This window comes from Pseudomonas sp. KNUC1026 (assembly GCF_021650705.1).
GTDB lineage: Bacteria > Pseudomonadota > Gammaproteobacteria > Pseudomonadales > Pseudomonadaceae > Aquipseudomonas.
The window spans coordinates 1,054,891-1,080,291 of sequence record NZ_CP087138.1; the positions used below are offsets into that span (position 1 = coordinate 1,054,891).

The window sequence follows — 25,401 nt, forward strand, 5'->3', positions numbered from 1 at the left end:
TGCCCGACTGTTAGTCTTCTTTGTAGCAAAATGTATAGCAAAAATGAAAACCGAAATGTCGCGGCCGCCTATCTTGAGCGCCGGGTTTACGTTGTGCCGGATTGGCCATCGCATTGCCACGGCTTGAAAATCTGGCTGGCTGTGGCCATGTCTGTCGGACGAATCCGCCCTTGCCAGAGAAACCGTGCCGATGACTTCCACGCTCAAACCCGACCCGCAGGCTGCCGCCGCGCCGTTATCCCCGGCGCCGTTCGAAGCGGGGCGCTACCGCAACCAGGCCGTGCAGCCCAAGGACGGGGTGCTCGACAAGCTGCGCATCGGTTTCAAATATCTTGTGCTGCGTAAACCCGCCCATACGCGCCCAACCGCTCCGATCCCGTTGCAGCCGCTCGGCCGCGAGCAACTGGAGCAGGCGCCGGACAACAGCCTGTGGCGCCTGGGCCACTCCACGGTGCTGATCAAGGCGCGCGGCGAGTTCTACCTGACCGATCCGGTGTTCGGCGAGCGGGCGTCACCCGTGCAGTGGGCCGGGCCGCGGCGTTTCCATCAGCCGCCTATCGCTCTGGAGGCGCTGCCACCGATCAAGGCGGTGATCCTGTCCCATAACCATTACGACCACCTGGACCATGCCGTCATTGCCCACCTGGCGACACGTGCGCAATGGTTCCTCGCCCCGCTGGGTGTGGGCGACACCCTGGTGAAGTGGGGCGTGCCTGCGGCCAAGGTGCGCCAGCTCGACTGGTGGCAGGAAACCGAGATCGATGGCATCCGCTTCGCGGCGACGCCCGGGCAGCACTTCTCCGGGCGCGGCATGTTCGACAGCAATGCGACGCTTTGGGCATCTTGGGTGATCATCACGCCGGATTGGCGGCTGTTCTTCAGTGGTGACTCGGGCTATTTCGAGGGCTTCAAGCGCATCGGCGAACGCTATGGCCCCTTCGACCTGACGCTGATGGAAACCGGCGCCTACAACCGTGACTGGCCCGCCGTCCACATGCACCCGGAGCAAAGCCTGCAAGCGCACCTTGATGTGCGCGGCCGCTGCATGATGCCAATCCACAACGGTACGTTCGACCTGTCCAACCACCCCTGGCAAGAGCCCTTCGAGCGGATCGAGGCGTTAGCGGCGGCGGCGAACGTGGCACTGGCGACACCGCAAATGGGTGAGCGCGTCAGTATCCCGACCTCAGCGGTAGGCACGGCGTGGTGGTCGAGGGTAGATGGGCGTGGCCGAGGCTGACTGGTCAAAAAACAGCCATATCTCTGTAGGCCCTAGGCCGCAAGGGCTGTAGCCAGTCTTCCCGAGGTTTTCCACAGGCATGTACATCTTTGCTGTGCGTAAACCTGCAGGGCCTGGTCATTTATTGAGCAATTCTCTGCAAGCCTTGGCCCACGTGGGCTGGCAGGGCAAGCCCCCAGGTTATGCACAGGCTCATGCAGCGAAAGACGGGATAAAGTGCAGGCAAATCAGAGGAGTAGCCCGATGCCGTCACGGTAGAGTCATTTTTGTGGCAGTTTGGTTAAAAAATGACCATATCTCTAGAGGCCCCGTGCTGCGGGGCCTCCCGCACGATCCCCCAGCTTATCCACAAGCTGGCGCAGCGTTTTTCTGAATAAGAATTCAGCGGTCGCGCGCTTCTTTGGCATCCATTTCGGCGTTGCGCTCGTGCACACGCTTGAGCTGTTCTTCGGTCAGCGGCAGCTTGCTGGCGCTCTCGCGCAGCAGCAGCAGGCCGCCCACGATAGAACCCAGGGCAAGGATCAGGATCAACCAGGCGTACCAGGGCATGGGGAAATCTCCAGAGTGATGACATGTTCGAGCAATCTAGCCAGCTCTCAGTTCCCCGACGTCAAAACGAGCGCAGGTAGCGGTGTGGGATAGGGTGGCAAGCGGGGTGACTGAGTTATTGAAGATACTGTGGCCGGTCACCTACACAATCGGCGGCATTCGGGCCAATGTATACTGCGCCTGCGAATACCTTCGGCGTGCCTTTACTCCCCCAATGAAGTGCACCGCCGTCATATTGCAAATCATAGATCCCGCTTTGTCCAAGCAATTGGCCGCTACGCTGGTCGTATAGCCGATAGAAACCCGGATATCCCCACGACTGAAGCCATCGAACCCGGCCTGGGGGTTGAGGATCATGCTGAACCTGAAAAATCTCGGGGAGCAGCCAGAAAGGCTTGAGGACTTCCACTCGATAACAGCCCCCCGGGCTCAGATAGGCTGCTCTCAAAGGCTTGGCGAGCGACCGTTCCCACTTGATGGATGCCAACCAAAGGTTGGCACATACGACACTGCCCAACGCGATAGCAGTGATACCGATGAGAAGTACTCTCATGCGGGACCCAACTCGATCCATAGATCGATGTTTTTCCAAAGCACGTCGGAGTAGATGACAAAATCTCCGCCTTTACCTGTCTGTTCACGGTAGTGTCGAAAGTCGGCGTTAGTGACTACAGCTAAAGGGCCACTGCGAAGACGGAGAATGACGTATCCGTGGGGCGTCAGGGCCTTTACGCTTTCTAACTTGGTGAGGACTCTTTCTGAAGTCCAGGTGCCTAGGTACTGCTGCCCATTGAAGTCATAGTGGTCTCGGATATAGAAGCCAAGTTGTTGTGCATGAAATCGATGGTGGAGGGGCTCTCCTGAGGCTTCATAGGTTGTTATCGCCTGGCCCACGACGGCCAATTTCATGGTCGCCTTTCCCAGCGCGCCATACATGTCATCCAATACATCAAACGTGTCGCCAAATATGGCGTAGTTGATCTGAGATAGACCGTCCAGTTCCAAGGCAGTCATCTGCGTCGAACCTAGCTGAAATATACCTGCCCGTTGCCAGCCTGCACGGGCCAGGCAAGAGAGTAACTGCCTTGTAGCGTTGGGGGTTGCGACTCGAGACTCTGCGATTGCAATAGCCTCGCGGCAGCGCTGGAATTTCATTGCCCATGCCATTTTTACTATCATCTGGTCGCACTGATCTGGTTGCAGGGTCGCGGGCCTCGGCTGGGACGTAGCATCCTTCCAGCTTCCGGCATTTGCCATGCTTGCTTGTCGAACCATCTTTGCATCAACGCTGCAGCGGTGGCCCATCCCATATTGCACATTGCGGATGGCAGCTGAGAGACGGCGAGCTGCCGAACTACAACTTTTTGGGTGGATGTATTGGTAGAGGAGGAAGTACCAGATTTTTCCTGCGGTAAAATAAATACAGCATTTGGACCGATGGCATCGGTCTGTTCAAAACCGTTCAAGGACATTGTATTGACTCCAGGGAGGGCGACGGGGCACTTACAGCGATCTCGATAGGGCTGTCGGTCTCACCGGCCTCTATATCGCTAAAACCTTGGCCATCCAATACTCCGCACCGGATGCACAGGCCCTTTTTTACCAGGGCGTAATAAAGCGCCTTGATAGGATAGTGGTCAGTACCTACGATCTGGAAGCGCACGCCGAACATTGGCGGGGTATTCCAGACTGATACGCCAGGCGATGAAGGAAAGTCGATCGTTTCTTTGATATAGCGAAAGCTTGAATGAGATGGAATCAGCTGAGCCTGGCAAGGACAAGTACTCACGCTGTCAAGCGAGCCTGCGGCCAATCGGCCCCATAGCATGAAGTTTCGAAGACCTCCAGCAATTGAGTATATGTGTCCGCCTTTTCCACAAGTCACCCGATCACCCTCGCGAGCCCGAGGGATGCCATAGCCCCTGAACCGTGTTTCACCTTCCAGCACCGTACCGCCGCACGTAGTTCGGTCACCCTGATGTATGAAATAGCCCGTCGCCATATGAAACTGATCCGCACTTTGAGGAATGAATTAAGAGGGGGTGGGGAAAGCACAAGCGCTTTTGGATGAGAGTTTTCCCGGCTCCTTGCAATGCTGAATAAAGACTGGGTTCTTCGAACAGGATGAACCTATCCCTTCTTCAAATAAGTAGGAGAGGTCCGAAAGTAAAGAATTTGCCCGCTTGAGTGGCGTTGATTGCACAGCAAGGCGCCGGATTTATTGAATTTCACACCATGGCTGACTTTCCGTGACCGTCAGAGCGGTTTCGATGGAATGGCTGCAAACGGCTCGACAGCCGACAAGCGACATGCCTGCCACCTAGGGCCACCCGGATCAGGCACAGCCAGGTGGCACCAATTCCGCTACAATGCCCGCCGTTTAAGAGCCCGCCCCCTTGAAGAGAGTTGTTGCCATGCCCACCTGCCAGACGCCCGTGATCGTCGCCCTGGACTATTCCACCCGTGAAGCCGCCCTGGCGCTGGCCGATCGCCTCGACCCGGCGCTGTGCCGGGTGAAGGTGGGCAAGGAGCTGTTCACCAGCAGCGCTGCCGGCATCGTCGAAACGCTCAATGCGCGTGGCTTCGAGGTGTTCCTGGACCTGAAATTCCACGACATTCCCAACACCACCGCCATGGCCGTGCGCGCCGCTGCCGAGATGGGCGTGTGGATGGTCAATGTGCATTGCTCCGGTGGCCTGCGGATGATGGCTGCGTGCCGCGAAGTGCTTGAGCAACGCACTGGGCCGAACCCGCTGTTGATCGGCGTGACCGTGCTGACCAGCATGGAGCGTGAAGACCTGGCGGGCATCGGCCTTGACGTCGACCCGCAGGAGCAGGTGCTGCGCCTGGCGGCACTGGCGCAGAAGGCAGGCATGGACGGGCTGGTGTGCTCGGCGCTCGAAGCCCCGGCGCTGAAGGCGGCGCAGCCGTCGCTGCAGTTGGTGACTCCCGGCATTCGGCCGGCGGGCAGTGCCCAGGATGACCAACGCCGTATCCTGACCCCGCGCCAGGCGCTGGATGCCGGGTCCGACTACCTGGTGATCGGCCGGCCGATCAGCCAGGCGGCCGATCCGGCTTTGGCCTTGCGTGAGGTGGTGGCTTCGCTTTCCTGATTTTGCAGGTGCCGGTGTAAGCCACCGCACCTCGTCCGTGGCACGGCGTCCGTTAGCCCTCGTGGGAGGCCGGCTAGCCGGGCGACGGGCAGGCCGATAAAACCCATGCCCCAGATACGCGAAAGCCACCCCTGAAGGTGGCTTTCGCGTTTCACGAGCCGCTTTATTGCGGCAGCGCGAACGCCATCACGTAGTCGCCCTGGCGAGTGCCCAGCGAGCCATGCCCGCCGGCCACCACCAGCACGTACTGCCGGCCATCCTTGCCGGTGTAGGTCATGGGTGTGGTCTGTGCGCCTGCTGGCAGGCGGCCTTCCCACAGTTGCTTGCCGTTGCTCATGTCGTAAGCACGCAGGTACTGATCCAATGTGCCGCTCAGGAAGCCCACACCACCGGCGGTGACGAAGGTGCCGCCCAGGCTGGGCACGCCCATGCCCAGCGGAATCGGAACCGGCGAGCTGTCACGCACGGTGCCGTTCTTGTGCTTCCACAGGGTCTTGTGGGTGGTCAGGTCGACCGCGGCCACGTAGCCCCATGCAGGTGCCTGGCAGGGCAGGCCGGCCTTGGACAGGAACGGTTCCAGGATCACGCCGTAAGGTGCGCCCTTGTTCGGCTGCACGCCTTCGGTTTCGCTTTTGCGCGCCGGGCCGCCTTCGACGGCTTCACGCGGTACCAGCCTGGACTTGAACGCCATGTAGTCCGGGTTCACGAAAGCAATCTGGCGAACCGGGTCGACCGAAATGCCGCCCCAGTCGAACACCCCGAAGTTGCCCGGGTACACCAGCGAGCCTTGCAGCGACGGCGGCGTGTAGATGCCCTCGTAGCGCATGGAGCGGAAGTCGATGCGGCACAGCATCTGGTCGAACGGGGTGACACCCCACATATCTTTCTCTTCAAGCGTTTTAGGCATGAAGTTCAGCGCAGACATCGGCTGGGTCGGCGAGGTGTGGTCACCTTCGACCGCGCCCTGCGGCACCGGCGTTTCGGTGATCGGCACGATCGGCTGGCCAGTGGTGCGGTCCAGCACATAGATGCTGCCTTGCTTGGTCGAGGCCATCAGCGCCGGCTTGATGCCGTCGGCGGTCTTGATGTCGATCAGGCTTGGCTGGCCGCCCACGTCCATGTCCCACAGGTCGTGGTGGGTGAACTGGAAGGTCCAGCGCACCTGGCCGGTAGCGATGTCCAGCGCGGTGACGCCAGCGCTGTATTTTCCGATTCAGGTGTGCGGTTGCCGCCCCACTGATCGGGCATCTGGTTGCCCATGGGCAGGTAAACCATGCCAGCCTTCTCGTCCACGGCCATCATCGACCACATGTTCGGCGAGTTGCGGGTGTAGTGATCACCCGGCTGGATGGGCGTGGTTTTCTCGGGGTTGCCGCTGTCCCAGTTCCACACCAGGTGGCCGTCGTGCACGTCGTAGGCACGCACCACGCCCGAAGGCTCGTCGGTGGAGACGTTATCGGTGACGTGGCCGCCGATGATCACCAGGTTCTGGGTCACGGCAGGTGGCGAGGTGGAGTAGTAGCCGCCCGGGGCGAAGGTGCCGATGTTGGCGCCCAGGTTCACCGAGCCTTTGTCGCCGAAGTCTTCACACTGCTTGCCGGTGTCGGCGTTCAGGGCGATCAGGCGGGTGTCGGCGGTGGGCACGAAGATGCGCTTGGGGCAGGCCGATGCCGGCGCAGGGCTGGCTTGTTCGGTGCTGCTGGCCTGGGTGTAGGCGGCATCGTCGTGATAAGCCACACCGCGGCAGGTCATGTGCGCCCAGCCTTTGAAGTTCTCGGCACCCTGGGTGCTGATCTTCGGGTCGAAGCGCCAGATTTCCTTGCCCGTGTCCGGATCAAGGGCAATTACCTGGCTGTGCGGGGTGCACACGTAGAGCATGCCGTTGACCTTCAACGGGGTGTTCTCCGCAGTCGTCTCGCCCGGATCGTTAGGGCCGGGGATGTCGCCGGTGCGGAAGGTCCAGGCCGGCTTCAGCTCGCTGACGTTGCTGGTGTTGATCTGGTTGAGCGGCGAGTAGCGGTCACCGAAGGCGGTGCGGCCGTACGACTGCCAATCGCCATCAGGCTGTGCGGGCGCGGCGCTGGCAGTACCGGCACTCTGGCGCTCGAGTTGGCCTTTGATTTCGTTGGGGTCGGCGGTGAACTGGCTGCCCAGTGCGCACAGGCCGGCCAGCACCACAGCAAAACCGAGGCCGCCGGTGCCCAGGCGATAGGGCAGGCCGCGGGTGAGCGGCAGGCGGAACCACGGCAGCAGCAGCACGATACCCAGTGCGAACCACAGCGCCAGGCGTGGCGCCAAAGGCCACCAGGCCAAGCCCACTTCCCACAGCGACCACAGGGTGCTGCCGAACAGCACCAGGGCGTAGACCGCCAGTGCCGAACGTTTGCCTGCGATCAGCAGGATGCCGGTTAGCACGATGCCCAGGCCTGCGATCAGGTAATAAAGGGAGCCATCGGTTTTCAGCAGCGTGACGCCGCCTACCACCAGAATCAGGCCCATCAGCAGGAACAGCACGCCGAGCACGGCCGGCAGGAGGCGCCGGCGGGCTGGGGCACTTGCAGTGCTCATAGAGTTCTCCGTCGAGTAGGTAACAGGATTTGAACGTGGAATTCAGAAAATTCTTACAACCCATTGCTGAGGTTGCTCTGCGGCGGAATAGTTCGTCGCAGAATGTTGCTGAAACCGTTCTTTTCAAGCTGAAATGTTTCAGCTTTTTAACCGACTAAGGATAACGTCCTCAGAGCACCGGACCAAGCCATTGATTGGCAAGGGTATTTCTCCGCCGCCGCAATAATGCAAGGTGGCTAAATGCCGCGGCCTGCCGCGCAGGCCGGCGCGCAGGGCCTAGAAACGAGTGCTCAGGCCAACTTCGACGCTGCGGCCGGGGGCCGGCGCGATATCGCGCAAGATGGAACTGGCATAGCGCACTGTCTGGTTGGTGAGGTTCTCGCCATTGACGAACGCCAGCCATTGGCTTTTGCCGATATCGAAGTGGTAGCCGACGCTGGCACCCAGCGTGGTGTAGCCGTCGGTACGGGTTTCGTTGTCCGGCACGCGGTGCTGGGAGGTGGCATGCTCCACGTCCAGCCGCGCCTGCCACGGGCCGCGGTTCCAGGCCAGGGCAGTATTCAAGCGCAGCGGCGCGATGCGTGGCAGCGGCTCGCCGGTGTCGAGGTTCTTGGCGCGGGTGTAGTCGCCGGAGACTTCCAGTGCCCAGGTGCCATAGGGGTTGCGCAGGAAGGTCCAGCGGTCCTGTGCCTCGATCCCGGCGAAGCGCGCCCGCACGCCGGAATAGGTGTACTCGGGGATGCCGGCGGGGTCTTCCACGCCGTCGTCGTCCAGCAGCCGGCCAGTGCCGAGCAGGCCGATGTAGTTGGAGAAGTGGCTGTAGAACACGCCCACGCTGCCTTTGTGGTCGCCGTTGTCGAAGCGCAGCGCAAGGTCGGCGGAAGTGGCTTTTTCCTTCGACAGGCCCGCGTCCCCCACCTCGTAGGTGCCGGTGGCCACGTGCGCGCCGTTGGCGTACAGCTCGTAGAACGTGGGCGCACGCTCGGTGTAGCTGAGGTTGGCCGCCAGCTTCCACACCGGGTCAAGGGTGTAGACGGCGCCGGCGGAGAGGCTGCCTGCGGTGAAGCTGGCCGAGCGGTCGGCGGCTTCGAAGCGCTCGTTGCCGCCCGCGTCGGGGTCGACGGTGGTGTGTTCCAGGCGCCCGCCCAGGCTCAGTTCGAGGCGGTCCGTGGGCTGGAGTTGTTCCAGGAAAAACAGCGCCGCCGCGTCGGTGTCGGTCTTCGGCACGAAGGCTTCTTCACCGAGCGCCTGAAATTCGCTGCGATTGAGCTGCACGCCGACGACGCCTTCGACCGGGCCGATGGGCTGGTGGCGCGCTTGCAGGCGGGCTTCGTAACCTTTGTTCTTGAACGTGGTGCCGGTTTCGCCGCCTTCGATCTCGCGGTGGTTGTAGTCGGTGTAGCCGGCGTCGAGCTTCAGCTCGCTGAAGGGGCCTTGCAGGTTGCGGATTTCCGAGGCAAAGGCGTAATGCTCCTGCTGCATGCGGATGCGCACGTCGCTTTCGGCGGGGAGCCATAGTTGCTGTCGTAGTTGCTGTACGACAGGCCCGCGTAACCGTCATCCCAGGTATACGAGCCACCCACGGCGCCGCCGTCCTGGCGCCCGTCGCTGTTTTGCAGGCGGTGCTTGCCGCCGTCGTCATCGCTGCTTTCACCGGCTCGCTGGCTTGCGCTGTGAGCGTAGCCGGGGATGCGCAGGTCGTTGAATTGCCGGCTGTTGGCGTCCAGGTGCAGGGCGAAGGTGCCGTCGCCGGCTTCGAGTTTGCCGGCGCTGCTGCGGGTGGTGTCGGCACCGCCGTAGCGCAGTTCACCGGCACCGTGCACGCCGTCGACAGGCTCGGTGGGGATGCGGTTGTCGAAGGTGTTGATGACCCCGCCGATGGCACTGCCGCCGTACAGAAGCGCAGCCGGGCCGCGGACGATCTCGACGCGGTCGACGGTGACCGGGTCCTGCGGCACGGCATGGTCGTAGGACAGGCTGGAGGCATCCAGCGCGCCGATGCCGTTTTGCAGCAGGCGGATGCGGTCGCCGTCCAGGCCGCGAATGATGGGCCGGCTGGCGCCCGGGCCGAAATAGCTCGATGACACGCCGGGCTGGTTCTTCAGGGTTTCACCCAGGCTGCCTTTTTGCTGAAAGGTCAATTCGTCGCCTTCGAGCACGCTGCTGGGGGCGGCGATCTGCTGGCTGCCCAACGGGTTGGCAGTGATTACCTGCGTGGGCAGTTCGACGGTGCTGTCGGCAGCGTAAGCGGAATGAGCCAGCAACAGGGCGAGCGGAAGCGGAGCGAGGCGCCAGGGGGAGGGGCGGCGAACATGAAGACAGTCCTTGAATGAGAAAGCGGGAGATCGGTTTCATGCGTTATAACATAACATTTACATTCTTTTGCAGGATTTTTCACGTGCGCGAATACTGCGGCACGCCGCGCCCCAGAAGCTTTTCATGATGGCAGCAGGTAACCTGCGCTCACTTCTGGCAGCTGTGGGATGAGCATGAAAGGGCGATCGTTGATCGCAGCATTGGCAGCTACAGGCTGGTTCGCGCTGGCGTTGCAGCTGTACCTGGTGCTGGCGGTGCGCTACCAGGTGCAGGCAAGCCTGCTGGGCGGGGTGGTGAATTTCTTCAGCTATTTCACGGTGCTTTCCAACACGTTTGCCGCCGCAGCCTTGACCGCAGCCGCAAGCCCGCCGGCGACCGCCACCGCGCGGTTCTTTCAGCGGCCGGCGGTGGTCGGTGGCATTACCTGCAGCCTGCTGCTGGTGGGCATTGCCTACAGCCTATTGCTGCGCAGCCTGTGGCAGCCGCAAGGTTGGCAGTGGCTGGCCAACGAGTTGCTGCACGATGTGATGCCGCTGGTGTGCCTGGCGTTCTGGTGGTGGCGAGTGCCGCGTGGGCACTTGCGCGCGTGGCACCTGCCGCTGTGGGCGCTGTACCCGGCGGCGTATTTCGCCTTCACGTTGCTGCGCGGCAGCGTAATCGGCACCTGGCCGTATCCCTTCGTTGACGTCAGCGCGCTCGGTTACCCGCGCGTGCTGGCAAACGCGCTGATGATCCTGGCGGGCTTTCTGGCCATCGGTGCCGCGCTCTGGGCGGTGGACCGTCACTCGTCCTCGGGCGTGCCTTCAGCGCGCCAATAGCCGGCGGCCTTCACGTTCGCTTCGGGCACGCCGTGGTGGCCCAGCAACAACGCCTTCAGCTGGCGTGAAAGGCCCTTTTCCGTAGCCACCCAAGCCCACAGCTCGCCCGCCGGCAGTTGCAGTTCGCGCACCACCTGCAACAGGTCTGCCTCGTGGCGCTGCGCCCACACCACCTGCAAGCTCGCTGCGCTGCGCAGCGGCTGGCGTTCGGCGTCGTCCTCCACTTGCACCACCACCAAGGCTTCGCGATCGGGCCGGCAATGCCTCCAGGCGCCGGGCGATGGCGGGCAGCGCGGTTTCATCGCCGATCAGCAGGTAGCTGTCGAAGATGTCCGGCACGATCAACGAGCCGCGAGGGCCGGCGATATGCAGGTGATCGCCTGGTTGGGCATGTTCGGCCCAGGTCGAGGCGGGGCCGTCGCCGTGTATCACGAAGTCGATGTCCAGCTCGCTGCGTTCCAGGTCGATACGCCGAGGTGTGTAATCGCGCATGGCCGGCTTGTTCGCGCCGCCGTCGCTGCCCGCCAGCAGTTGAGCCAGGGCCGCTTCTTCAGCCGCATCGCGGGCGAAGAACAGTTTGATGTGATCATCGGCGCCGGGGCTGTAGAAGCCGGCCAGTTGTTCGCCGCCCAGGGTGATGCGGCGCATGCGTGGGGTCAGTTCGGTCACCCGGAGTACTTCGAGGCGGCGGCGTTTGATTTCGTGCATTACGCGGTGAATGGCTTGGGTCACAGGTTCATTCCTCCAGAGCGGGGCCGCCGGCGACGGCGCGGGCAGTGGCATTGAGCAGGTCGCGCACGCGCACGATCTCTTCGTGCGTCCAGCGCCCATGATGCAGTTGCAGCGCGTGGCGCAGGTTGTGCACCGCCTCATGGATCTCCTGCGGGCGATCGTGGCCGCGCAGGGCGTGGCGGCTCACGTCGATCCGCTCGCGGGCGCCTTGCAAGGCCACATGCTGGTCGGCGAGATCGGCACGGCCGACCTCTGTGAGCTGATAGCGCTTCTTCGCGCCATCGCTGCCGGAGGCGATCAGATCGCTTTCTTCGAGGAAGGTCAGGGTGGGGTAGATGACCCCGGGGCTCGGGCTGTAGCGCCCGTCGAACATCGCTTCGATCCTGCGGATCAGGTCGTAGCCATGGCAGGGCTCGGCACTGAGCAAGTCAAGCAGCAGCACTTTCAGGTCGCCGGGGGCGAAAACGCGGTGGCCGCGGCCGCCACGTTCGCGGCCGGGTGGATGATGATGGTCTCTCATCGGAGGTCTTCTCTCTGGGGCATTTGAGATACACCTTCAAGATGCTATCGAATATTCGGCAAGCCCGCTTGTCGGGCGCCGGCAGGCGCAGCGCAGCCCTTGGCGTTCAGCCAGGGTTGCAGGATCGGCGCCATGCCCTTGAGCACCTGCACCGGCAGCGCCGAAGTGAAGCGGAAGTTCGCCGAGGCCTTGCCCGGCACGAACGCGGTGAGGGTGCCGAAGTAGCGGTCGCCCAGATAGAACACGAAGGTGCCGGTGCGGTTGACCGCCCGCGAGCCAACCAGCCTGCCACCGCTGCCGAAGCTTTCGATACGGTTGTCGCCGGTGCCGGTCTTGCCGCCCATGGTCATCGGCGAGCCATCGGCCTGGGTGAACACGTTGGCCACCCGCCGCGCGGTACCGTCTGCCACTACCGCGCCCAGCGCATTACGCAGCGCTTGCGCCACCTCCACAGGCATCACCCGCTCACCGCGGCCGCTGTCGGCCTGGGCCACCACTTCGTAAGGCGTGCCCTGGGCGAAATGCAGTTGGTCGATGCGCACCGTGGGCAAACGCACGCCGTCGTTGAGCAGGATGCCGATCAGCTCTGCCAGTGCTGCCGGGCGATCACCGGAGCTGCCGATGGCGGTGGCCAGCGACGGCACCAGATGGTCGAACGGGTAGCCCAGCTGCTGCCAGCGCTGGTGGATGTCGGTGAAGGCCTCGATCTCGAGCATGGTGCGGATGCGGCTGTCGCGGGCACTGCGGTGCTTGCTGTTGAACAGCCATCCATACACCTCCTGGCGCTCCTGTTCACTGGCGCCGATGGCCTGCCCGAGGCTGGCGTCGGGGTGCTGGAGCAGGTAGCCGAGCAGCCACAGGTCCAGCGGATGCACACGGGCGATGTAGCCCTGGTCGGGCAAGTTGTAGGCGCCCGGGCCGTATTGCTCGTACATCTGCTCCAGGCGCTTGTCTGCCAGGGCATTGCCCTGCCAATGCTGGCGGACGAAGGCATCGAACTGCGCCCGGAGTGCCTGCGGGAACAGATAGCGATACACCGCCGCCAGCCGCACCGGCGTCGGGTTGAGGCTGTCGAGGAAGGTCTCCAGGCGCTGGTCGCTGGGCTTGCCGTCGTATTTGCGCCAGAACCTGCGCAGGTACTCGGTGCCCTCGCGGTCGGCGAAGCGCGCCAGGTACTCCTGCCGCCGTGGGTCGTTGTCGTCCTTGAGCAGCGCGGCGCGGTCGCCCGGCGCCTGGTAGGTGGTGTAGCGCACGATGTCGCGCATCAGGCGAATGAACGGCAGGTTGATCGACTCGCGCAGCGCATCCTTGAGGGTCGGCGTGCGGTTGTTGTCCTGGCGGCGGAAATTGCCGAACACATGGATGCCACCGCCAGTGAAGAAACGCTCGCCGGGGTTGGCCGAGTAGGTGCGCTCCAGCGCCGCGTCGACCATCGGTGCCAGTGCAGCGCCCGGGTTACGTGCCAGGTAGTCGAGGGCCCAGTGGCTGAGCCTGTCTTGCGGGTCGATGCCTTGATCGATGCGGCGCAGTTCGGCAGGTGTTTTGCCGCTGTAGCGCTGGTGCAGCTCGTCGATGATCTGCAGGTAGCTGGCCATCACCCGCAGCTTGGCGGTGGAGCCCAGCTCCAGCTTGCTGCCTTCGTTGATGTCGAAGGGCTGGTCGGTGCTGTCGGTCTGCACTCTCACGCGGGCAGCGCCGCCGCTGTTTTCGAAGAGGGTGAAGCTGTACTTCACCTCGCCGGTGCTGGCCGGGGTCAGCAGGCTGTCGCCGATCAGCCCGGTCTGTTGAGCAAAGGCAGGGTCGGCCAGTTGTTTGAGGTACTGGGTGGCCTGGTTTTGCAGGCCGTTGTCCAGCGTGGTGGTCGCGCTGAGGTCGAGCCGGTCGAGGTCGTACAGCGAGGTGCCGAGCAAGCCGGCCAGGCGCCCGCGCGTGACGATGCCGCCCTTGTCGCGGGCGTAGGGCTCCCAGGTGGGCTCCTTGGCCCAGTCGCGCCAGCGCAGCCGGCTCTGCAGTGCATCGTCGGCCTGCGCCTGGCTGATCACCCCGTGGCCGGCGAGCAGGCGGATGTGCGAGTCGGTGAGCCGATCAAGCTCCTCATGGCCGCGGCTCAGGAAGTGCGACGGCCGCCGCTGCGCGATCATCAGCGACAGCACCTGGCGCAGCGCCAGGCCGCGAGCGGCGAGGGTGCGGGCGTCATCGCCGGTGCTGGCCAGGATGCGATTGGCCTGGTCGAAATCGGCGCCGTACCACACGCGCAGGCCCTCGGCCAGGCCGTGGACCTCACCGTGGCCCGGCACGGCCGACAGCGGCACGCTGTTGAGGTAGTCGCGCAGGATGTTCTGCCGGGCTTGCAGGGTTTGCTCGCCGCCCTGGTAGGCGCGCACGCTGGCGGAGAACATCTGCCGCAGCTTTTCAGGGCCCGAATCGGTGAGCCCGCCTGCCGAATGGCGATACTTCTCCAGCTGTGTGGCCAAGGTGCTGCCGCCAGCCGACTGGCCGGGCAGGCCCGCAAGCCTGGCCACCTGCGACCAGGCCGCCTTGGCGAAACGCGGCCAGTCGACGGCAGGGTTAAGGGTGGGCTGCTGGGCGTCGAGCAGGTGGCGGTCTTCGATGAACAAGAGGCTGGCCACCACCATCGGCGGGATGTCCTCGAAGCGCTTGTACAACTGCAGGGGGTACTGGAAGTCGTAGACGGTAGCGGCGCGGCAGTCGCTGATGTGCAAGCCGGCCTGGGGCTTTTCGGCATAGGGCACGAACAGGTCGCGCTCGGCGTAGCGCTTGAGTTCCGGTGAAAAGCGCGCCTGTTCGGTTACCAGAAAGTGGTGCGAGCGCAGGCGGGCGAGGTAGTCCCCCAGGTGGCTGTAGCCCAGCCGCTCGTCGAAGGGGCCACCGCCGGGGTAGACCATCGCCTCGCTCGGGCCTGGCTCGACTGCCCAGGTGAGTTGGGTGGCAAAGCCTGCGAGCGCTTTGGCCTGCCAGCGCGAGGTACGCATTTCTTCACGAGCGGCGTAGCCTGCAGCCAGCACGCCGAGCACCAGGGCCAGGCCCAATAGCCTCCAGCGATGCCGCCTGCGGCGAGGGCGGGGCGGCGATGGCTCTGCCTGCGCAGTGTGTCGCGCTTGGGCAGGTTTACCTGGCGGGGTGTTCCACAGTACGCCCATGATCACTCCAACAGCGGTGTCATGGGTTAGAGCTTAGGCCAGGTTCAGGATGCCGCCTGGCCTGCCGAGCGGTCTGGAAGTGCGACCGCCGGCTGTTTCATAGGCATTGCGCGGTCGCGGCGCGGTTCGCCGCCCCGGCCACGCCAGGCGAATGCCAGCACCATCAGCAGCCCCAGCGCAGCCATGCCCGCACCCGCCAACGACACCGCCGGATAACCCAGCCCTGCGTCGATCACCCAGCCACCCAAGGCTGCGCCGATCGCATTGCCGAAGTTGAAGGCGCCGATGTTGACGGCCGAGGCCAGGTTCGGTGCGTCGTGCGCTGCCTCCATCACCCGCATCTGCAACGGCGGCACCAGCGCGAAGCTGGCCACGCCCCAGGCCAGGATGGCGAACGCCGCTGGCAGCGGCCAGCGCATCAGCACGGTGAAGGCCAGCAACGTCACGATCAGCGCGCCCAACGAGGCGATCAGCGTACGGTCCACTGAACGGTCGGCCGCCTTGCCACCCCAGACATTACCCAGCGTCAGCCCCACACCGAACAGCACCAGCATCGCAGTCACGAAGGCCGTGGAGGCGTGGGTTTCACCGCGCAGGATCGGCGCGATGTAGGTGAACACGGTGAACATCGCGCTTGAGCCTACAACCGTCAGTGCCAGTGCGGCCAGCACCGGGCCGCGGCGAGTACGCGGATCTCGGCGAGCACGCCGTCGCTTTTGGGCAACGGCACTTGCGGCAGCGCCAGCCACAAGGCGGTGATCGCGACCGCGCCCAGCCCGGCGATGCCCCAGAACGCCGCGCGCCAGCCGAACAGCTCGCCAAACCAGGTGGCCAACGGCACGCCGCCGATGGTGGCGATGGTCAGCCCCATGAACATCGCCGCCACCGCGCCTGCGCGCTTCTCCGGTGCCACCACGTTGGCCGCCACCACCGAGCCCACGCCGAAGAACGCGCCGTGGTTGAGCGAGGTGACCACCGTGCCAGCAGCAGGCTCTGGTAATCGGTGGCCAGGGCGGCCAGCAGGTTGCCCAGGGTGAAGATCGCCATCAGCCCGATCAGCGAATAGCGCCGCGGCACCCGGGTGGTCGCCAGGGTCATCAAGGGCGCGCCGATCGGCACACCCAAGGCGTAGGCGCTGATCAACAGCCCGGCGCTGGGAATCGACACGCCCAGGTCGGCAGCGATGCCGGGGAGCATGCCCATCGGGGCGAATTCGGTGACGCCGATGCCGAAGGCGCCGATGGCCAAGGCCACCAGTGGAGGATTGATACGCATGGGAAAAAGCTCCTTATCTGTGCGCAAAAGGTTACGATCGCACTGGCGAGGGCGGTAGCCCGAGATCTGGCAAGCACCTTTGCGTTGGAGGCATAGATGGACGTGGCTGGGCGGTCGGGTGAGATGGAGGTGTTCGTGTGCGTGGTGGAGCAAGGCAGCCTGTCGGCCGCCGCTCGCACGTTGGGCCTGACGCCCTCGGCAGTCAGCCGGGTGATCAGCCGCTGCGAGCAACGCATGGGCACGCGCCTGCTGCTGCGCACTACTCGTGCGCTTACGCTCACCAGCGAGGGCCAGACCTACCTGCGCGGCGCACGGCGCATCCTCGCGGACCTGGCCGAGGTGGAGCAGGCCATCGCCGACAAAGGCGTCCCCAGTGGCCGCTTGCGTGTCAGCGCGTCACTTGCCCACGGCCGTATCACACTGCTGCCGCTGGTGGCGGCGTTCAGCGAGCGCTACCCGCACGTGCGGGTCGATGTGACCCTGAGCGATGAGGTGGTGGACATTCTCGCCGGCCAGGCCGACGTGGCGGTGCGCTTCGGCGACTTGCCCGACAGCCCGCTGACTGCGCGCTGTGTGGGTGAAACCGGGCAAGTTGTGGTGGCCGCGCCTGCCTATCTCGCCCGGCATGGCACGCCGCAGGTGCCCGAAGACCTCGCCCGCCATAACTGCCTGCGTTTCAACTTCCGCCGTGCCAACCCCGACTGGCCCTTTCTTCGTGGGGGTGAAGTGGTGTCATTGAAGGTCAACGGCAGCATCGAGTGCAGCAACGGCGAGGCGCTGGCTCACCTTGCGCGCATGGGGGCCGGCATCGCGCGGGTCAGGGGCGTTTTCGGTGGTGGAGGAGATTGAGCGGGGGGAGTTGGTGGCGCTGCTGGAGGCCTATAACCCCGGGGACCGGGAGCCGATCAACGTGGTGTTCGTCGGCGGTGCGGCGATGCCGGCGCGGGTGCGGGTGTTCGTGGACTTTCTCGTCGAGCATTTGAGTTGCTCGTCGCCCATTGCACGTCGCCCGGCAAGCCGGCCTCCCACTAAGTAAAAAAATATCTCACTTGATGAGAGGCGCAGATCAAACCGTGGGAGGGCGGCTAGCCGCGCGACGTATCAGTGGGAGGGTGTCGCCCGGCAAGCCGGCCTCCCACCGAGTAAAAACACATCTCATTCGATGAGAGGCGCAGATCAACTCGTGGGAGGGCAGCTTGCTGCGCGACGCATTAGCCTCAGATCACCCGATAGCAAGGCTCATAAGCCGCCCCACCCGGCAGTTTCATCCGGTGCTGCTCCACGAACGCCTGCAGCAGCTTGTCCAGCGGCTCCATGATCTCGCGGTCGCCATGGATCTCATACGGCCCGTGCTCCTCGATCATGCGGATACCCTTGTCCTTCACGTTGCCGGCAACGATCCCGGAAAACGCCCGGCGCAGGTTGGCGGCCAGTTCGTGCGGAGGCAAGCCCCTGTGCAGCGCCAGCGCCTTCATGTTCGCGTGGGTCGGGTCGAACGGGTGCTGGAAAGGCCCGTCGATCTTCAACAGCCAGTTGAAGTGGAACGCATCGGCCTTCTCGCGGCGGTACCGCTTGACCGCTTGCAGCCCTTCGGCCATCTGCCGCGCCACGTCGGAAGGGTTGTCGATGATGATCTGGTAATGCTTGCGCGCAGCTTCCCCCAGCGTCGCAACCACAAACGCATCGAGCTGCTCCAGGTAGGCCGCAGCACTGGCCGGGCCGGTGAGGATCACCGGCAACGGCAGCTCGTGGTTCTCCGGGTGCATCAGGATGCCCAGCAGGTAGAGGAACTCCTCGGCCGTGCCGGCGCCGCCCGGGAAGATGATGATGCCGTGGCCCACCCGCACGAAGGCTTCCAGGCGCTTTTCGATGTCCGGCAGGATCACCAGCTCGTTGACGATCGGGTTCGGCGCTTCGGCGGCGATGATGCCCGGCTCGGTCAGGCCCAGGTAGCGCCCGCCGTTGCTGCGCTGCTTGGCGTGGGCGATGGTCGCGCCCTTCATCGGGCCCTTCATTACGCCCGGGCCGCAGCCGGTGCAGATGTCCAGCTTGCGCAGGCCCAGCTCGTGGCCGACCTTCTTGGTGTACTTGTATTCCTCGGTGTTGATCGAGTGGCCGCCCCAGCACACCACGATTTTCGGCTCCACGCCGGCGCGCAGAGTGCGCGCGTTGCGCAGCAGGTGGAAGACGTAGTCGGTGATGCCGCTGGAAGTTTCCAGGTCGAAGGCGGTATTGCCCAGCTCGTTTTCGGTGTAAACGATGTCGCGCAGGGCGCTGAAGAGCATTTCGCGGGTGGAGGCGATCATTTCGCCGTCGACGAAAGCGTCGGCCGGAGCGTTGAGCAGCTCCAGGCGCACGCCGCGGTCTTGCTGGTGAATGCGCACTTCGAAGTCACGGTACGCATCCAGAATGGTCTTGGCGTTATCGACATGGGCGCCGGTGTTGAGAATGGCCAGGGCGCACTGGCGGAACAGTTGATACATGCGGCCGGAACCGGCTTCGCTCAGTTGCTGCACTTCACGGTGCGAAAGCACCTCCAGGCTGCCCTTGGGGCTGACCTGTGCATTGATCACATTGCGTTCAGACATGCTCGAATCCTTGTCAGCGGGCAGCCGCAGGCTACGGCGGCCCAACGGCGCCGGCCAGTCGCTGGCGCCTGTGGCTATTCTTGGCGCGGTTGCGCAGTGAATGCAAATGAGCCGATCAGGCCAGAGGAAGGCCAGGCGGCAGGGTGGCTGTAATAGGCGGTGGAAATATCGCGCAGCAGCCGCACGGCGAAGAACCGCTGGCAGCTCAAACCCTGCCAGGCCGCATGGTTGAGCTGGCCCTGGCGCATGGCGCCGAGCAGCGCGTCCTGCTCACCACCGCGCAGGTCGCTGAAGCTGCGTCCGTGGCGGGCCTGCGCCTCGGCTTCGATCGCCGCCAGGGCTGTACGCCAGCAGTCTCGCGGCGTGCCGAGTTCGGCGTCGGCGGTGTCCAGCCCCGCGAAGCAGCGCGCATCCAGCAATGCCGCCAAGGGCACGGCCTGGCGAGAAGAGGGTTGGGGTAATACACGATTGCACAAGGCTTCGAGGGTGCGGTGCTGGCGCTCGTCGAAGAACCGCGGCCCACGGCACAGCGTGGCCGAAGGCTCGAGCAAGGGGACCGGGGGCGGAGGGCCAGGCTCGACGAAGTGCAAAGCGTGTTCGGCGGCCATGGAAAACCTCGAGCTGCATGGCGTTAAGGGACTGTTTCACTAGACCCCGCCTGCAGCTCATAGGTTTCTTGATGAGGCAGAGATTTTCAGGGCATCGGCACATAACGTACCGAGGCCCCGAACCGGAACGATCAAGCAACGATCCTCAGGCAGCGGCCGGGGCCATCTGCGGCTCGGGTTGTGCAGGCTCCACCACCTGGCGCGCCAGGATCAGGATCAGCGCAGCGGCGCACAGGTCGAGCACGGTCAGCGCGACGAACAGCGGGCTGTAGCCCACCTGGGTCACCAGTACGCCCAGCACCATGGTGAACAGCGCTGCGCCCAGAAAGCCACACATGCCGCCCAGGCCCGTGGCGGTCGCCACTTCGTTCTTGCCGAAGGAGTCAGAGGTGATCGAGTACAGCGCGCCCGAGAGCATCTGGTGCGCAAAGCCGCCCACGCAGAGCAGTGCGATGGCGGTGTAGGCACTGCTCGCCAGGCCAATGCAGCCGGGGCCGATCATGCACAGGCAGCCGCTGAGCATCACCAGCTTGCGCGAAGTGAACAGCGACACCTTGAAGTACTTGTGAAACAGCGGCGACAGGTAGCCGCCCAGCACGCAACCCAGGTCTGCGGCCAGGAACGGCAGCCAGGCGAACATCGCCACTTCCTTGATGTTCATGTGCCGCTCGGTCATCAGGTACAGCGGGATCCAGGCGTTGAAGGTCTGCCAGGCCGGCTCGGACATGAACCGCGCCAGGGCGATGGCGTAGAAGTTGCGCCGGCCGAACACCTTGCGCCATTGCGCGCGGGCGGGTTTGGCGTCCTTGAGGTGGGCCTCCTGGCCGGCGAGGATGTAATCGCGTTCCTCATCGGACAACCGCGTCTGTTGCCGCGGGTGCTTGTACAACCACATCCACAGCGCGCTCCACACCAGGCCCATCGCGCCCACCAGGATGAACGCCAGTTGCCAGCCGCTGTTGAGAATGGCCCACACCACCAGCGGCGGGGCGATCAGCGCGCCCAGCGACGAGCCGACGTTGAACCAGCCCAGTGCCACCGAGCGCTCGCGCGCCGGGAACCACTCGGTGGTGGCCTTGACCCCGGCCGGAAAGCCCGCTGCCTCGGTGATCCCCAGCAGGCCGCGCACGAAGGCAAGGCTCTGCCAGCCGGTTGCCAGGGCGGCCATGGCGCAGACCACCGACCAGGCCACGGCGAAACAGGCAAAGCCCATCTTGGTGCCGATAGCGTCGACGATGTAGCCGGCTACTGGCTGCATGAAGGCATAGCCCATCTGCCACGCCACCACGATGTGGGCGTATTGCTCGGTAGAAATGCTCAGTTCCGACATCATGGTCGGGGCGGCGACGGAGAGGGTGTTGCGGGCCAGATAGTTGATGACCAGGCCGGCGATCATCAACCCGACCATCCACCAGCGGATGCCTTTGATCTTCATGGGTGCGTGCTCGATTTGTTTTTATTGGAAGCGAAATTGTGACGAAGTATGTCGTCATATCACTTGGCTTTTATAGCGAGCAGGCAGGGGTGTGTCAATCGAGCAGACGTTAAAAACCCCCGAAAACAGAGGCCTTCAGGGGTCCAGGATCCTATCGTTTGGATGATTGCGTTATCACAATGGTCGGACTTTAACGCTCGACCTGTCGGACAACACTCGCATCACTCGCCGCCAGGCATGCGCCGCGCGAAGATGAACAGACCAAGGCCCACCAGCGCGGTGGCGGCGCCGATGAAGCCGGTGCTGGTCCAGCCCAGGCCGGCCGTGATCGCCATGCCGCCCAGCCAGGGCCCCAACGCGTTGGCGAGGTTGAAGGCTGCATGGTTCGAGGCCGCAGCAAGGCTGGGCGCATTGGCAGCGATGTCCATCAGGCGAATCTGCAACGGCGCGGCCAGCGACACCATGGTGCCCACCAGGCCGATGCCGACCAGCACGCCCCACAGTGAGCCGGCCACCAGCGGGAACAGCAGCAACACCACCATCGCCCACACCAGCAACACGCCCACCGCGCGAAAGCCCAGGCGGTCGAACAGCTTGCCGCCGGCGATGTTGCCAAGGATGCCGCCTACACCGAAGGCGGCCAGGCCGAAGGGGATCCACTGCGGCGTCACGCGGGTGACTTCAAGCATGGTCGGCGCCAGGTAGCTGAACACACAGAACATCCCGGCAAAGCCGATGGCGCCGATCAGCAGCGCCATCCATACCTGCGGCTGGCTGAAGGCCTGCAACTCCTTGCGCGGGTCACTGCGCGGCTCATCTGCCGGGCTCGGCACCCATTGGCTCACCAGGCCGATGGTCACCAGCGCGATGCCGCCCACCAGCACGAAGGCCGATTGCCAGCCGGCCAACTGGCCGAGGAAGGTGGCGATGGGGTTGCCCAGCAGCATTGCCAGGGTGAGGCCTGACATCACCCGCGCCACCGCGCCCGCGCGTTTGCCTGCCGGCACCATGCTCGACGCCACCACCGCAGCGATGCCGAAATAGGCGCCATGGGGGAGGCCGGCAATGAAGCGGCAGGCGATCAGGGACGCGAACGTGGGCGCAGAGGCGGTCGCCAGGTTGCCCAAGGCGTACAGCAGCATCAGCCACAACAGCATGTGCTTGCGCTTGAGCCGCGCACCCAGGATCGCCAGCAGCGGTGCACCCACCATCACGCCCAGCGCATAAGCACTGATGGCATGGCCGACCTGCGGCTCGGAGAGGTTCAGGTTGTGGGCGATGTCCGGCATCAGGCCCATGATCGAAAACTCGCCCGTGCCGATGGCGAAACTGCCCACGGCCATGGCGGCTTCCATTTTCAGGGCGCTGCGGGCAGGCAATGCGGGTGCGTGTGTGGGCTGGGCAGTCATGGAAGGCTCCGGGGAAAAGGGGCGGGGATGCTGACACCGAAGCGTCTAGAACCGCCCCCCGCCGCTCAAGTTCCCCAGCCTTGCAAGGTGCCCAGCAGCAACCAGGTATTGAGCCCCAGAATCACAGCGGCGATAACCCAGGCCAGCGTTTTCATCACGGGCCCCACCACCAGCGGGCCCATCAGCTTGCGATCGCCGACGAACCACACCAGCGGGAACACCGCCAGCGGTAACTGCATCGACAGCACCACCTGGCTGAACACCAGCAGCTCGGTGGTGCCTCGCTCGCCGTAGATCGCGGTAATCACCACCACCGGAATCACCGCCAGGCAGCGGGTGATCAGGCGCCGCAGCCAGTGCGGCAGGCGCAGGCGCAAAAAGCCTTCCATCACGATCTGCCCGGCCAGCGTGGCGGTGACCGTCGAGTTGATCCCCGAGGCCAGCAGCGCCACCGCAAACAGCACCGACGCGATGCCGACGCCGAGCATGGGCGAAAGCAACTCGTGAGCCTGCTCGATGCTCTCGACCTCAGTGCGCCCGCCGGCATGGAACACACTGGCTGCGGTGATCAGGATGGCGGCGTTAACGAACAAGGCCAGGGTCAGTGCCAGGGTGCTGTCGGTCACCGCCCAGCGCAGCCCCTCGCGGCGGCCGGTGTCGGTGCGTGGGTAAGCGCGGGTTTGCACGATGGAGGAGTGCAGGTAGAGGTTGTGCGGCATCACCGTCGCCCCGAGGATGCCGATGGCCAGGTACAACGCGGTGGGGTCGGTGACCACCTGAGCGCGCGGAATGAACCCGGCCAGCACCTGCGCGATCGGCGGATGGGTGAGCACCATCTGCACCACGAAACACAGGAAGATCAGCCCCAGCAGGCTGGCGACGAAGGCTTCCAGCGCACGGAAACCCTTGCGCATCAGCAGCAGGATCAAGAACACATCCAGCGCGCAGAGCACCGCGCCCCACAATAGCGGGATGCCGAACAGCAGCTTCAGGGCGATGGCGGTGCCGATCACCTCGGCCAGGTCGCAGGCGATGATCGCGATCTCGCACGCCAGCCACAGCAGCAGGTTCACCGGCATCGGGCAGCGTTCGCGGCAGGCCTGGGCGAGGTCGAGCCCGCTGGCGATGCCCAGCCGCGCCGAAAGCGCCTGCAGCACCACCGCCATCAGGCTCGACAGCAGGATCACCGACAGCAGCAGGTAGCCCAGGCGCGAGCCACCGGCAAGGTCCGTGGCCCAGTTGCCTGGGTCCATGTAGCCGACCGCGACCATGTAGCCGGGCCCGGTGAAGGCCAGCAGCCGGCGCAGCCAGCCGGCCCCGGCGGGCAGTTGCACGCTGGCGTTGAGGGCGCCGAGGCTTGCCTGCGCGCCACCGGCGTGGCGGCTCAGCAGGGCCGGCTCGCCGCCGTCGGCCTGGCGTTGAAGGTTGGGTTCTGCCACGAAGAAATGCTCGGGATGAAAGAGGGCGCGTGTTGTTTCAGAGCCGCGCCACTGCGTGAGTGTTCCCGAACGTTAACACTCCGCCCCGGGCGGATGGCCGAAATAAGCTTTATAGGCGTGATTGAAATTGGCAGGGTTCGCGTAGCCGAGGCGGTAGGCGATCTGCGCCACCTGCCATTTGCGCTGGCGCAGCAGCGTGCGCGCCAGTTCCATTCGCTGCTGGCGCACGTACTGAAGCATCGATTGGCCGAACACCTGCTGGAACGCGCGGCGCAAGGTGGTTTCGCCTACCCGCAGCTGGCGGGCCAGCGCCTGGCTGCCGGGCGGCTCGGCCAGGTTGGCATCCAGCTGCCGGCGCGCTTCATGAGCGAGGTCCAGTTGCCCGCGTGCCACGCGCGGCGCTGCCGCTGGCCCGCCGCGCAGGTTGGCGGCCAGCTCCACCAGCAGCGCCAGGCTCAGGCTTTCCTGGTGCAGGCGCTCGAGCGCGCCCTGGTAGGGCGACTGGTACAAGCGTTCGAGCAACGTACCCAGGGCACGGCCGCGGCGCAGCTCGCTGAAGTGGATGCCGTCATCGAGCAGGGCCAGCAGCGGTTGCAGGGTGGGGTCTTCCTCGGCCAGCTCGCGCAGGTACTGCCCGTCGATGCGCAGCCCGGCCATGCGCGCATGGCTGCCCGCGGGCAGTTGGTCCACCGCCTCCATGCTTTCGCTCAGGCCCAGAACATGCGGGGTGCCGGGGGTGTAGTGATTGAGCCGGCCGTCGACCTTGTGCAGCCACTGCCCGCCCAGCACCTGCACGATGCACAGGCTGCCCGGCAGCACCTTGTGGATGCGCAGCGGCTCGGGAAATTGCAGGTCGCAGTCGAAATACTGCATCTGCGGCCGCACGGTGCGTGCGCGGTAGTGGCCGATGGCACTGCCCAGCACCTGCCGGGCGCTGGTGTCGAGCACACCTGCCTGGGCCAGCACGCCAGGGCGGTCGAAGCTGAATTGGGTATCCAGGTAAGGGTTCCAGCTTTCCATCGGGGGACTGCGTCCTTGGGGGAGCTGTGGCACGGACGTGCAGGTTAGCGTCATTCTCTTTGGATCGCTCGCTTTTTGTGATTGCCGCGGCCTTTGTTGTGGCTGGCGGCCGCTTTGCTTGGCAAGCCGGCCAAGGCTGATTCGATGAACCCCCCTGCCAGATCAAGAGTCGAGTTTTCCCATGCTGAACGTGCGTAACTGGGCCGCTGTATTGGGCATGGCCCTGGCCATGCTGGCGTTGAACGCGGCTGCCGAAGAACGGCCCGAGGTGGCCGACAAAGTGGTCGCCTACGACGGCGAGCAAGGCGTGAAGGTCTGGACCTTGCGCATCGGTGCGCGCAGTGAGAACCAGGCGCTGGTGCAACTCGAAGACGTCGACCACGACTGGAACCTGCGCATCCAGAAGATGGCCGTGGAAAAGACCGCCAAGGACACCCGCTATTCCACCACCGTCGACGGCCAGAAGTACGTGGTGCTGATCGTGCAGGATGGCTGGGGCGAGCTGTATCTGCCGGGCGAGGCCAAGCCGATTCAGGTCGGTTATTCGCCGGCGCTGTCCAGCCAGGGCAACGCCCAGGCGTTCCTGACCGATTACCTCAAGGCGCAGTGA

At 64.5% G+C, this 25,401-nt stretch carries 14 protein-coding genes and 6 pseudogenes; 5 read left to right on the plus strand and 15 right to left on the minus strand.

Annotated elements, in window-relative coordinates; translation table 11 throughout:
- Window positions 1-190 precede the first annotated feature (190 nt).
- The gene (locus tag LN139_RS04645; RefSeq protein ID WP_236360267.1) at window positions 191-1,240 is read left to right on the plus strand and encodes an MBL fold metallo-hydrolase; all 1,050 of its coding nucleotides are present in this window, start codon (window positions 191-193) and stop codon (window positions 1,238-1,240) included.
- Window positions 1,241-1,621: 381 nt separating this feature from the next.
- Here the strand turns inward: LN139_RS04645 and LN139_RS04650 are convergent, their stop codons facing one another.
- The 3 genes and pseudogenes from LN139_RS04650 to LN139_RS04660 all read right to left on the minus strand — a co-directional run bounded on the left by LN139_RS04650 (window position 1,622) and on the right by LN139_RS04660 (window position 3,791).
- Window positions 1,622-1,789 carry a DUF2897 family protein gene (locus LN139_RS04650; RefSeq protein WP_097084815.1) on the minus strand — a complete coding sequence of 56 codons (168 nt, stop codon included), beginning with the start codon at window positions 1,787-1,789 and terminating at the stop codon, window positions 1,622-1,624.
- A 549-nt stretch (window positions 1,790-2,338) separates the two neighbouring features.
- Window positions 2,339-3,261 (minus strand): annotated as a pseudogene (locus LN139_RS04655) (DUF6402 family protein).
- Window positions 3,252-3,791, minus strand: a complete 540-nt coding sequence (locus tag LN139_RS04660; RefSeq protein WP_236358981.1) for a PAAR domain-containing protein — start codon at window positions 3,789-3,791, stop codon at window positions 3,252-3,254. The pseudogene LN139_RS04655 and the gene LN139_RS04660 overlap by 10 nt, the downstream one beginning before the upstream one ends.
- Window positions 3,792-4,203: 412 nt before the next feature.
- Between LN139_RS04660 and pyrF the strand changes: the two genes are divergently transcribed.
- Window positions 4,204-4,902 carry an orotidine-5'-phosphate decarboxylase gene (gene pyrF / locus LN139_RS04665; protein WP_236358982.1) on the plus strand — a complete coding sequence of 233 codons (699 nt, stop codon included), beginning with the start codon at window positions 4,204-4,206 and terminating at the stop codon, window positions 4,900-4,902.
- A gap of 163 nt (window positions 4,903-5,065) precedes the next feature.
- On the opposite strand, the pseudogene LN139_RS04670 reads toward pyrF, so the two are convergent.
- Together LN139_RS04670 and LN139_RS04675 are read right to left on the minus strand one after the other, a co-directional pair.
- Window positions 5,066-7,470: pseudogene (locus tag LN139_RS04670) on the minus strand (glucose/quinate/shikimate family membrane-bound PQQ-dependent dehydrogenase).
- Between the two features lie 276 nt (window positions 7,471-7,746).
- Window positions 7,747-9,737 (minus strand): annotated as a pseudogene (locus LN139_RS04675) (TonB-dependent receptor).
- A 216-nt stretch (window positions 9,738-9,953) separates the two neighbouring features.
- On the opposite strand from LN139_RS04675, the gene LN139_RS04680 reads away from it, so the two are divergent.
- The gene (locus LN139_RS04680) at window positions 9,954-10,604 is read left to right on the plus strand and encodes a Pr6Pr family membrane protein (protein ID WP_329611011.1); all 651 of its coding nucleotides are present in this window, start codon (window positions 9,954-9,956) and stop codon (window positions 10,602-10,604) included.
- Here the strand turns inward: LN139_RS04680 and LN139_RS04685 are convergent.
- The 4 genes and pseudogenes from LN139_RS04685 to LN139_RS04700 all read right to left on the minus strand — a co-directional run bounded on the left by LN139_RS04685 (window position 10,568) and on the right by LN139_RS04700 (window position 16,292).
- A pseudogene (locus LN139_RS04685) lies at window positions 10,568-11,336 on the minus strand (siderophore-interacting protein). The gene LN139_RS04680 and the pseudogene LN139_RS04685 sit on opposite strands and share 37 nt — an antisense overlap.
- Before the next feature lie 4 nt (window positions 11,337-11,340).
- The gene (locus LN139_RS04690) at window positions 11,341-11,856 is read right to left on the minus strand and encodes a PadR family transcriptional regulator (RefSeq protein ID WP_236358983.1); all 516 of its coding nucleotides are present in this window, start codon (window positions 11,854-11,856) and stop codon (window positions 11,341-11,343) included.
- 44 nt (window positions 11,857-11,900) lie between these two features.
- Window positions 11,901-15,017: a transglycosylase domain-containing protein gene (locus tag LN139_RS04695; protein ID WP_442964380.1), complete on the minus strand. Its 3,117-nt coding sequence runs from the start codon at window positions 15,015-15,017 to the stop codon at window positions 11,901-11,903.
- Window positions 15,018-15,061: 44 nt separating this feature from the next.
- Window positions 15,062-16,292: pseudogene (locus LN139_RS04700) on the minus strand (MFS transporter).
- 96 nt (window positions 16,293-16,388) lie between these two features.
- Here LN139_RS04700 and LN139_RS04705 point away from each other — a divergent pair.
- Window positions 16,389-17,328 (plus strand): annotated as a pseudogene (locus LN139_RS04705) (LysR family transcriptional regulator).
- Between the two features lie 181 nt (window positions 17,329-17,509).
- Here the strand turns inward: LN139_RS04705 and ppnN are convergent.
- The 6 genes from ppnN to LN139_RS04735 all read right to left on the minus strand — a co-directional run bounded on the left by ppnN (window position 17,510) and on the right by LN139_RS04735 (window position 24,791).
- Window positions 17,510-18,880 carry a nucleotide 5'-monophosphate nucleosidase PpnN gene (gene ppnN / locus LN139_RS04710; protein WP_236358984.1) on the minus strand — a complete coding sequence of 457 codons (1,371 nt, stop codon included), beginning with the start codon at window positions 18,878-18,880 and terminating at the stop codon, window positions 17,510-17,512.
- A gap of 74 nt (window positions 18,881-18,954) precedes the next feature.
- Window positions 18,955-19,488, minus strand: a complete 534-nt coding sequence (locus tag LN139_RS04715) for a gluconate 2-dehydrogenase subunit 3 family protein (protein ID WP_236358985.1) — start codon at window positions 19,486-19,488, stop codon at window positions 18,955-18,957.
- Between the two features lie 145 nt (window positions 19,489-19,633).
- Complete coding sequence (locus tag LN139_RS04720; protein ID WP_236358986.1) at window positions 19,634-20,923, minus strand: MFS transporter; 1,290 nt, start codon at window positions 20,921-20,923, stop codon at window positions 19,634-19,636.
- A gap of 221 nt (window positions 20,924-21,144) precedes the next feature.
- Complete coding sequence (locus LN139_RS04725; protein WP_442964381.1) at window positions 21,145-22,332, minus strand: MFS transporter; 1,188 nt, start codon at window positions 22,330-22,332, stop codon at window positions 21,145-21,147.
- Window positions 22,333-22,397: 65 nt separating this feature from the next.
- Window positions 22,398-23,723, minus strand: coding sequence for an Nramp family divalent metal transporter (locus LN139_RS04730; RefSeq protein ID WP_236360274.1), 1,326 nt, complete (start codon window positions 23,721-23,723; stop codon window positions 22,398-22,400).
- A gap of 120 nt (window positions 23,724-23,843) precedes the next feature.
- The gene (locus tag LN139_RS04735; RefSeq protein ID WP_236358987.1) at window positions 23,844-24,791 is read right to left on the minus strand and encodes a helix-turn-helix transcriptional regulator; all 948 of its coding nucleotides are present in this window, start codon (window positions 24,789-24,791) and stop codon (window positions 23,844-23,846) included.
- Between the two features lie 181 nt (window positions 24,792-24,972).
- Between LN139_RS04735 and LN139_RS04740 the strand changes: the two genes are divergently transcribed.
- The gene (locus LN139_RS04740; RefSeq protein ID WP_236358988.1) at window positions 24,973-25,401 is read left to right on the plus strand and encodes a hypothetical protein; all 429 of its coding nucleotides are present in this window, start codon (window positions 24,973-24,975) and stop codon (window positions 25,399-25,401) included.

What these genes read in the sequence shown, in the direction of transcription:
- LN139_RS04645 (WP_236360267.1), top strand. Translation starts at nt 191, where the DNA reads ATGACTTCCACGCTCAAACCCGACCCGCAGGCTGCCGCCGCGCCGTTA.
- LN139_RS04650 (WP_097084815.1), bottom strand. Translation starts at nt 1,789, where the DNA reads ATGCCCTGGTACGCCTGGTTGATCCTGATCCTTGCCCTGGGTTCTATC.
- LN139_RS04660 (WP_236358981.1), bottom strand. Translation starts at nt 3,791, where the DNA reads ATGGCGACGGGCTATTTCATACATCAGGGTGACCGAACTACGTGCGGC.
- pyrF (WP_236358982.1), top strand. Translation starts at nt 4,204, where the DNA reads ATGCCCACCTGCCAGACGCCCGTGATCGTCGCCCTGGACTATTCCACC.
- LN139_RS04680 (WP_329611011.1), top strand. Translation starts at nt 9,954, where the DNA reads ATGAGCATGAAAGGGCGATCGTTGATCGCAGCATTGGCAGCTACAGGC.
- LN139_RS04690 (WP_236358983.1), bottom strand. Translation starts at nt 11,856, where the DNA reads ATGAGAGACCATCATCATCCACCCGGCCGCGAACGTGGCGGCCGCGGC.
- LN139_RS04695 (WP_442964380.1), bottom strand. Translation starts at nt 15,017, where the DNA reads ATGGGCGTACTGTGGAACACCCCGCCAGGTAAACCTGCCCAAGCGCGA.
- ppnN (WP_236358984.1), bottom strand. Translation starts at nt 18,880, where the DNA reads ATGTCTGAACGCAATGTGATCAATGCACAGGTCAGCCCCAAGGGCAGC.
- LN139_RS04715 (WP_236358985.1), bottom strand. Translation starts at nt 19,488, where the DNA reads ATGGCCGCCGAACACGCTTTGCACTTCGTCGAGCCTGGCCCTCCGCCC.
- LN139_RS04720 (WP_236358986.1), bottom strand. Translation starts at nt 20,923, where the DNA reads ATGAAGATCAAAGGCATCCGCTGGTGGATGGTCGGGTTGATGATCGCC.
- LN139_RS04725 (WP_442964381.1), bottom strand. Translation starts at nt 22,332, where the DNA reads ATGACTGCCCAGCCCACACACGCACCCGCATTGCCTGCCCGCAGCGCC.
- LN139_RS04735 (WP_236358987.1), bottom strand. Translation starts at nt 24,791, where the DNA reads ATGGAAAGCTGGAACCCTTACCTGGATACCCAATTCAGCTTCGACCGC.
- LN139_RS04740 (WP_236358988.1), top strand. Translation starts at nt 24,973, where the DNA reads ATGCTGAACGTGCGTAACTGGGCCGCTGTATTGGGCATGGCCCTGGCC.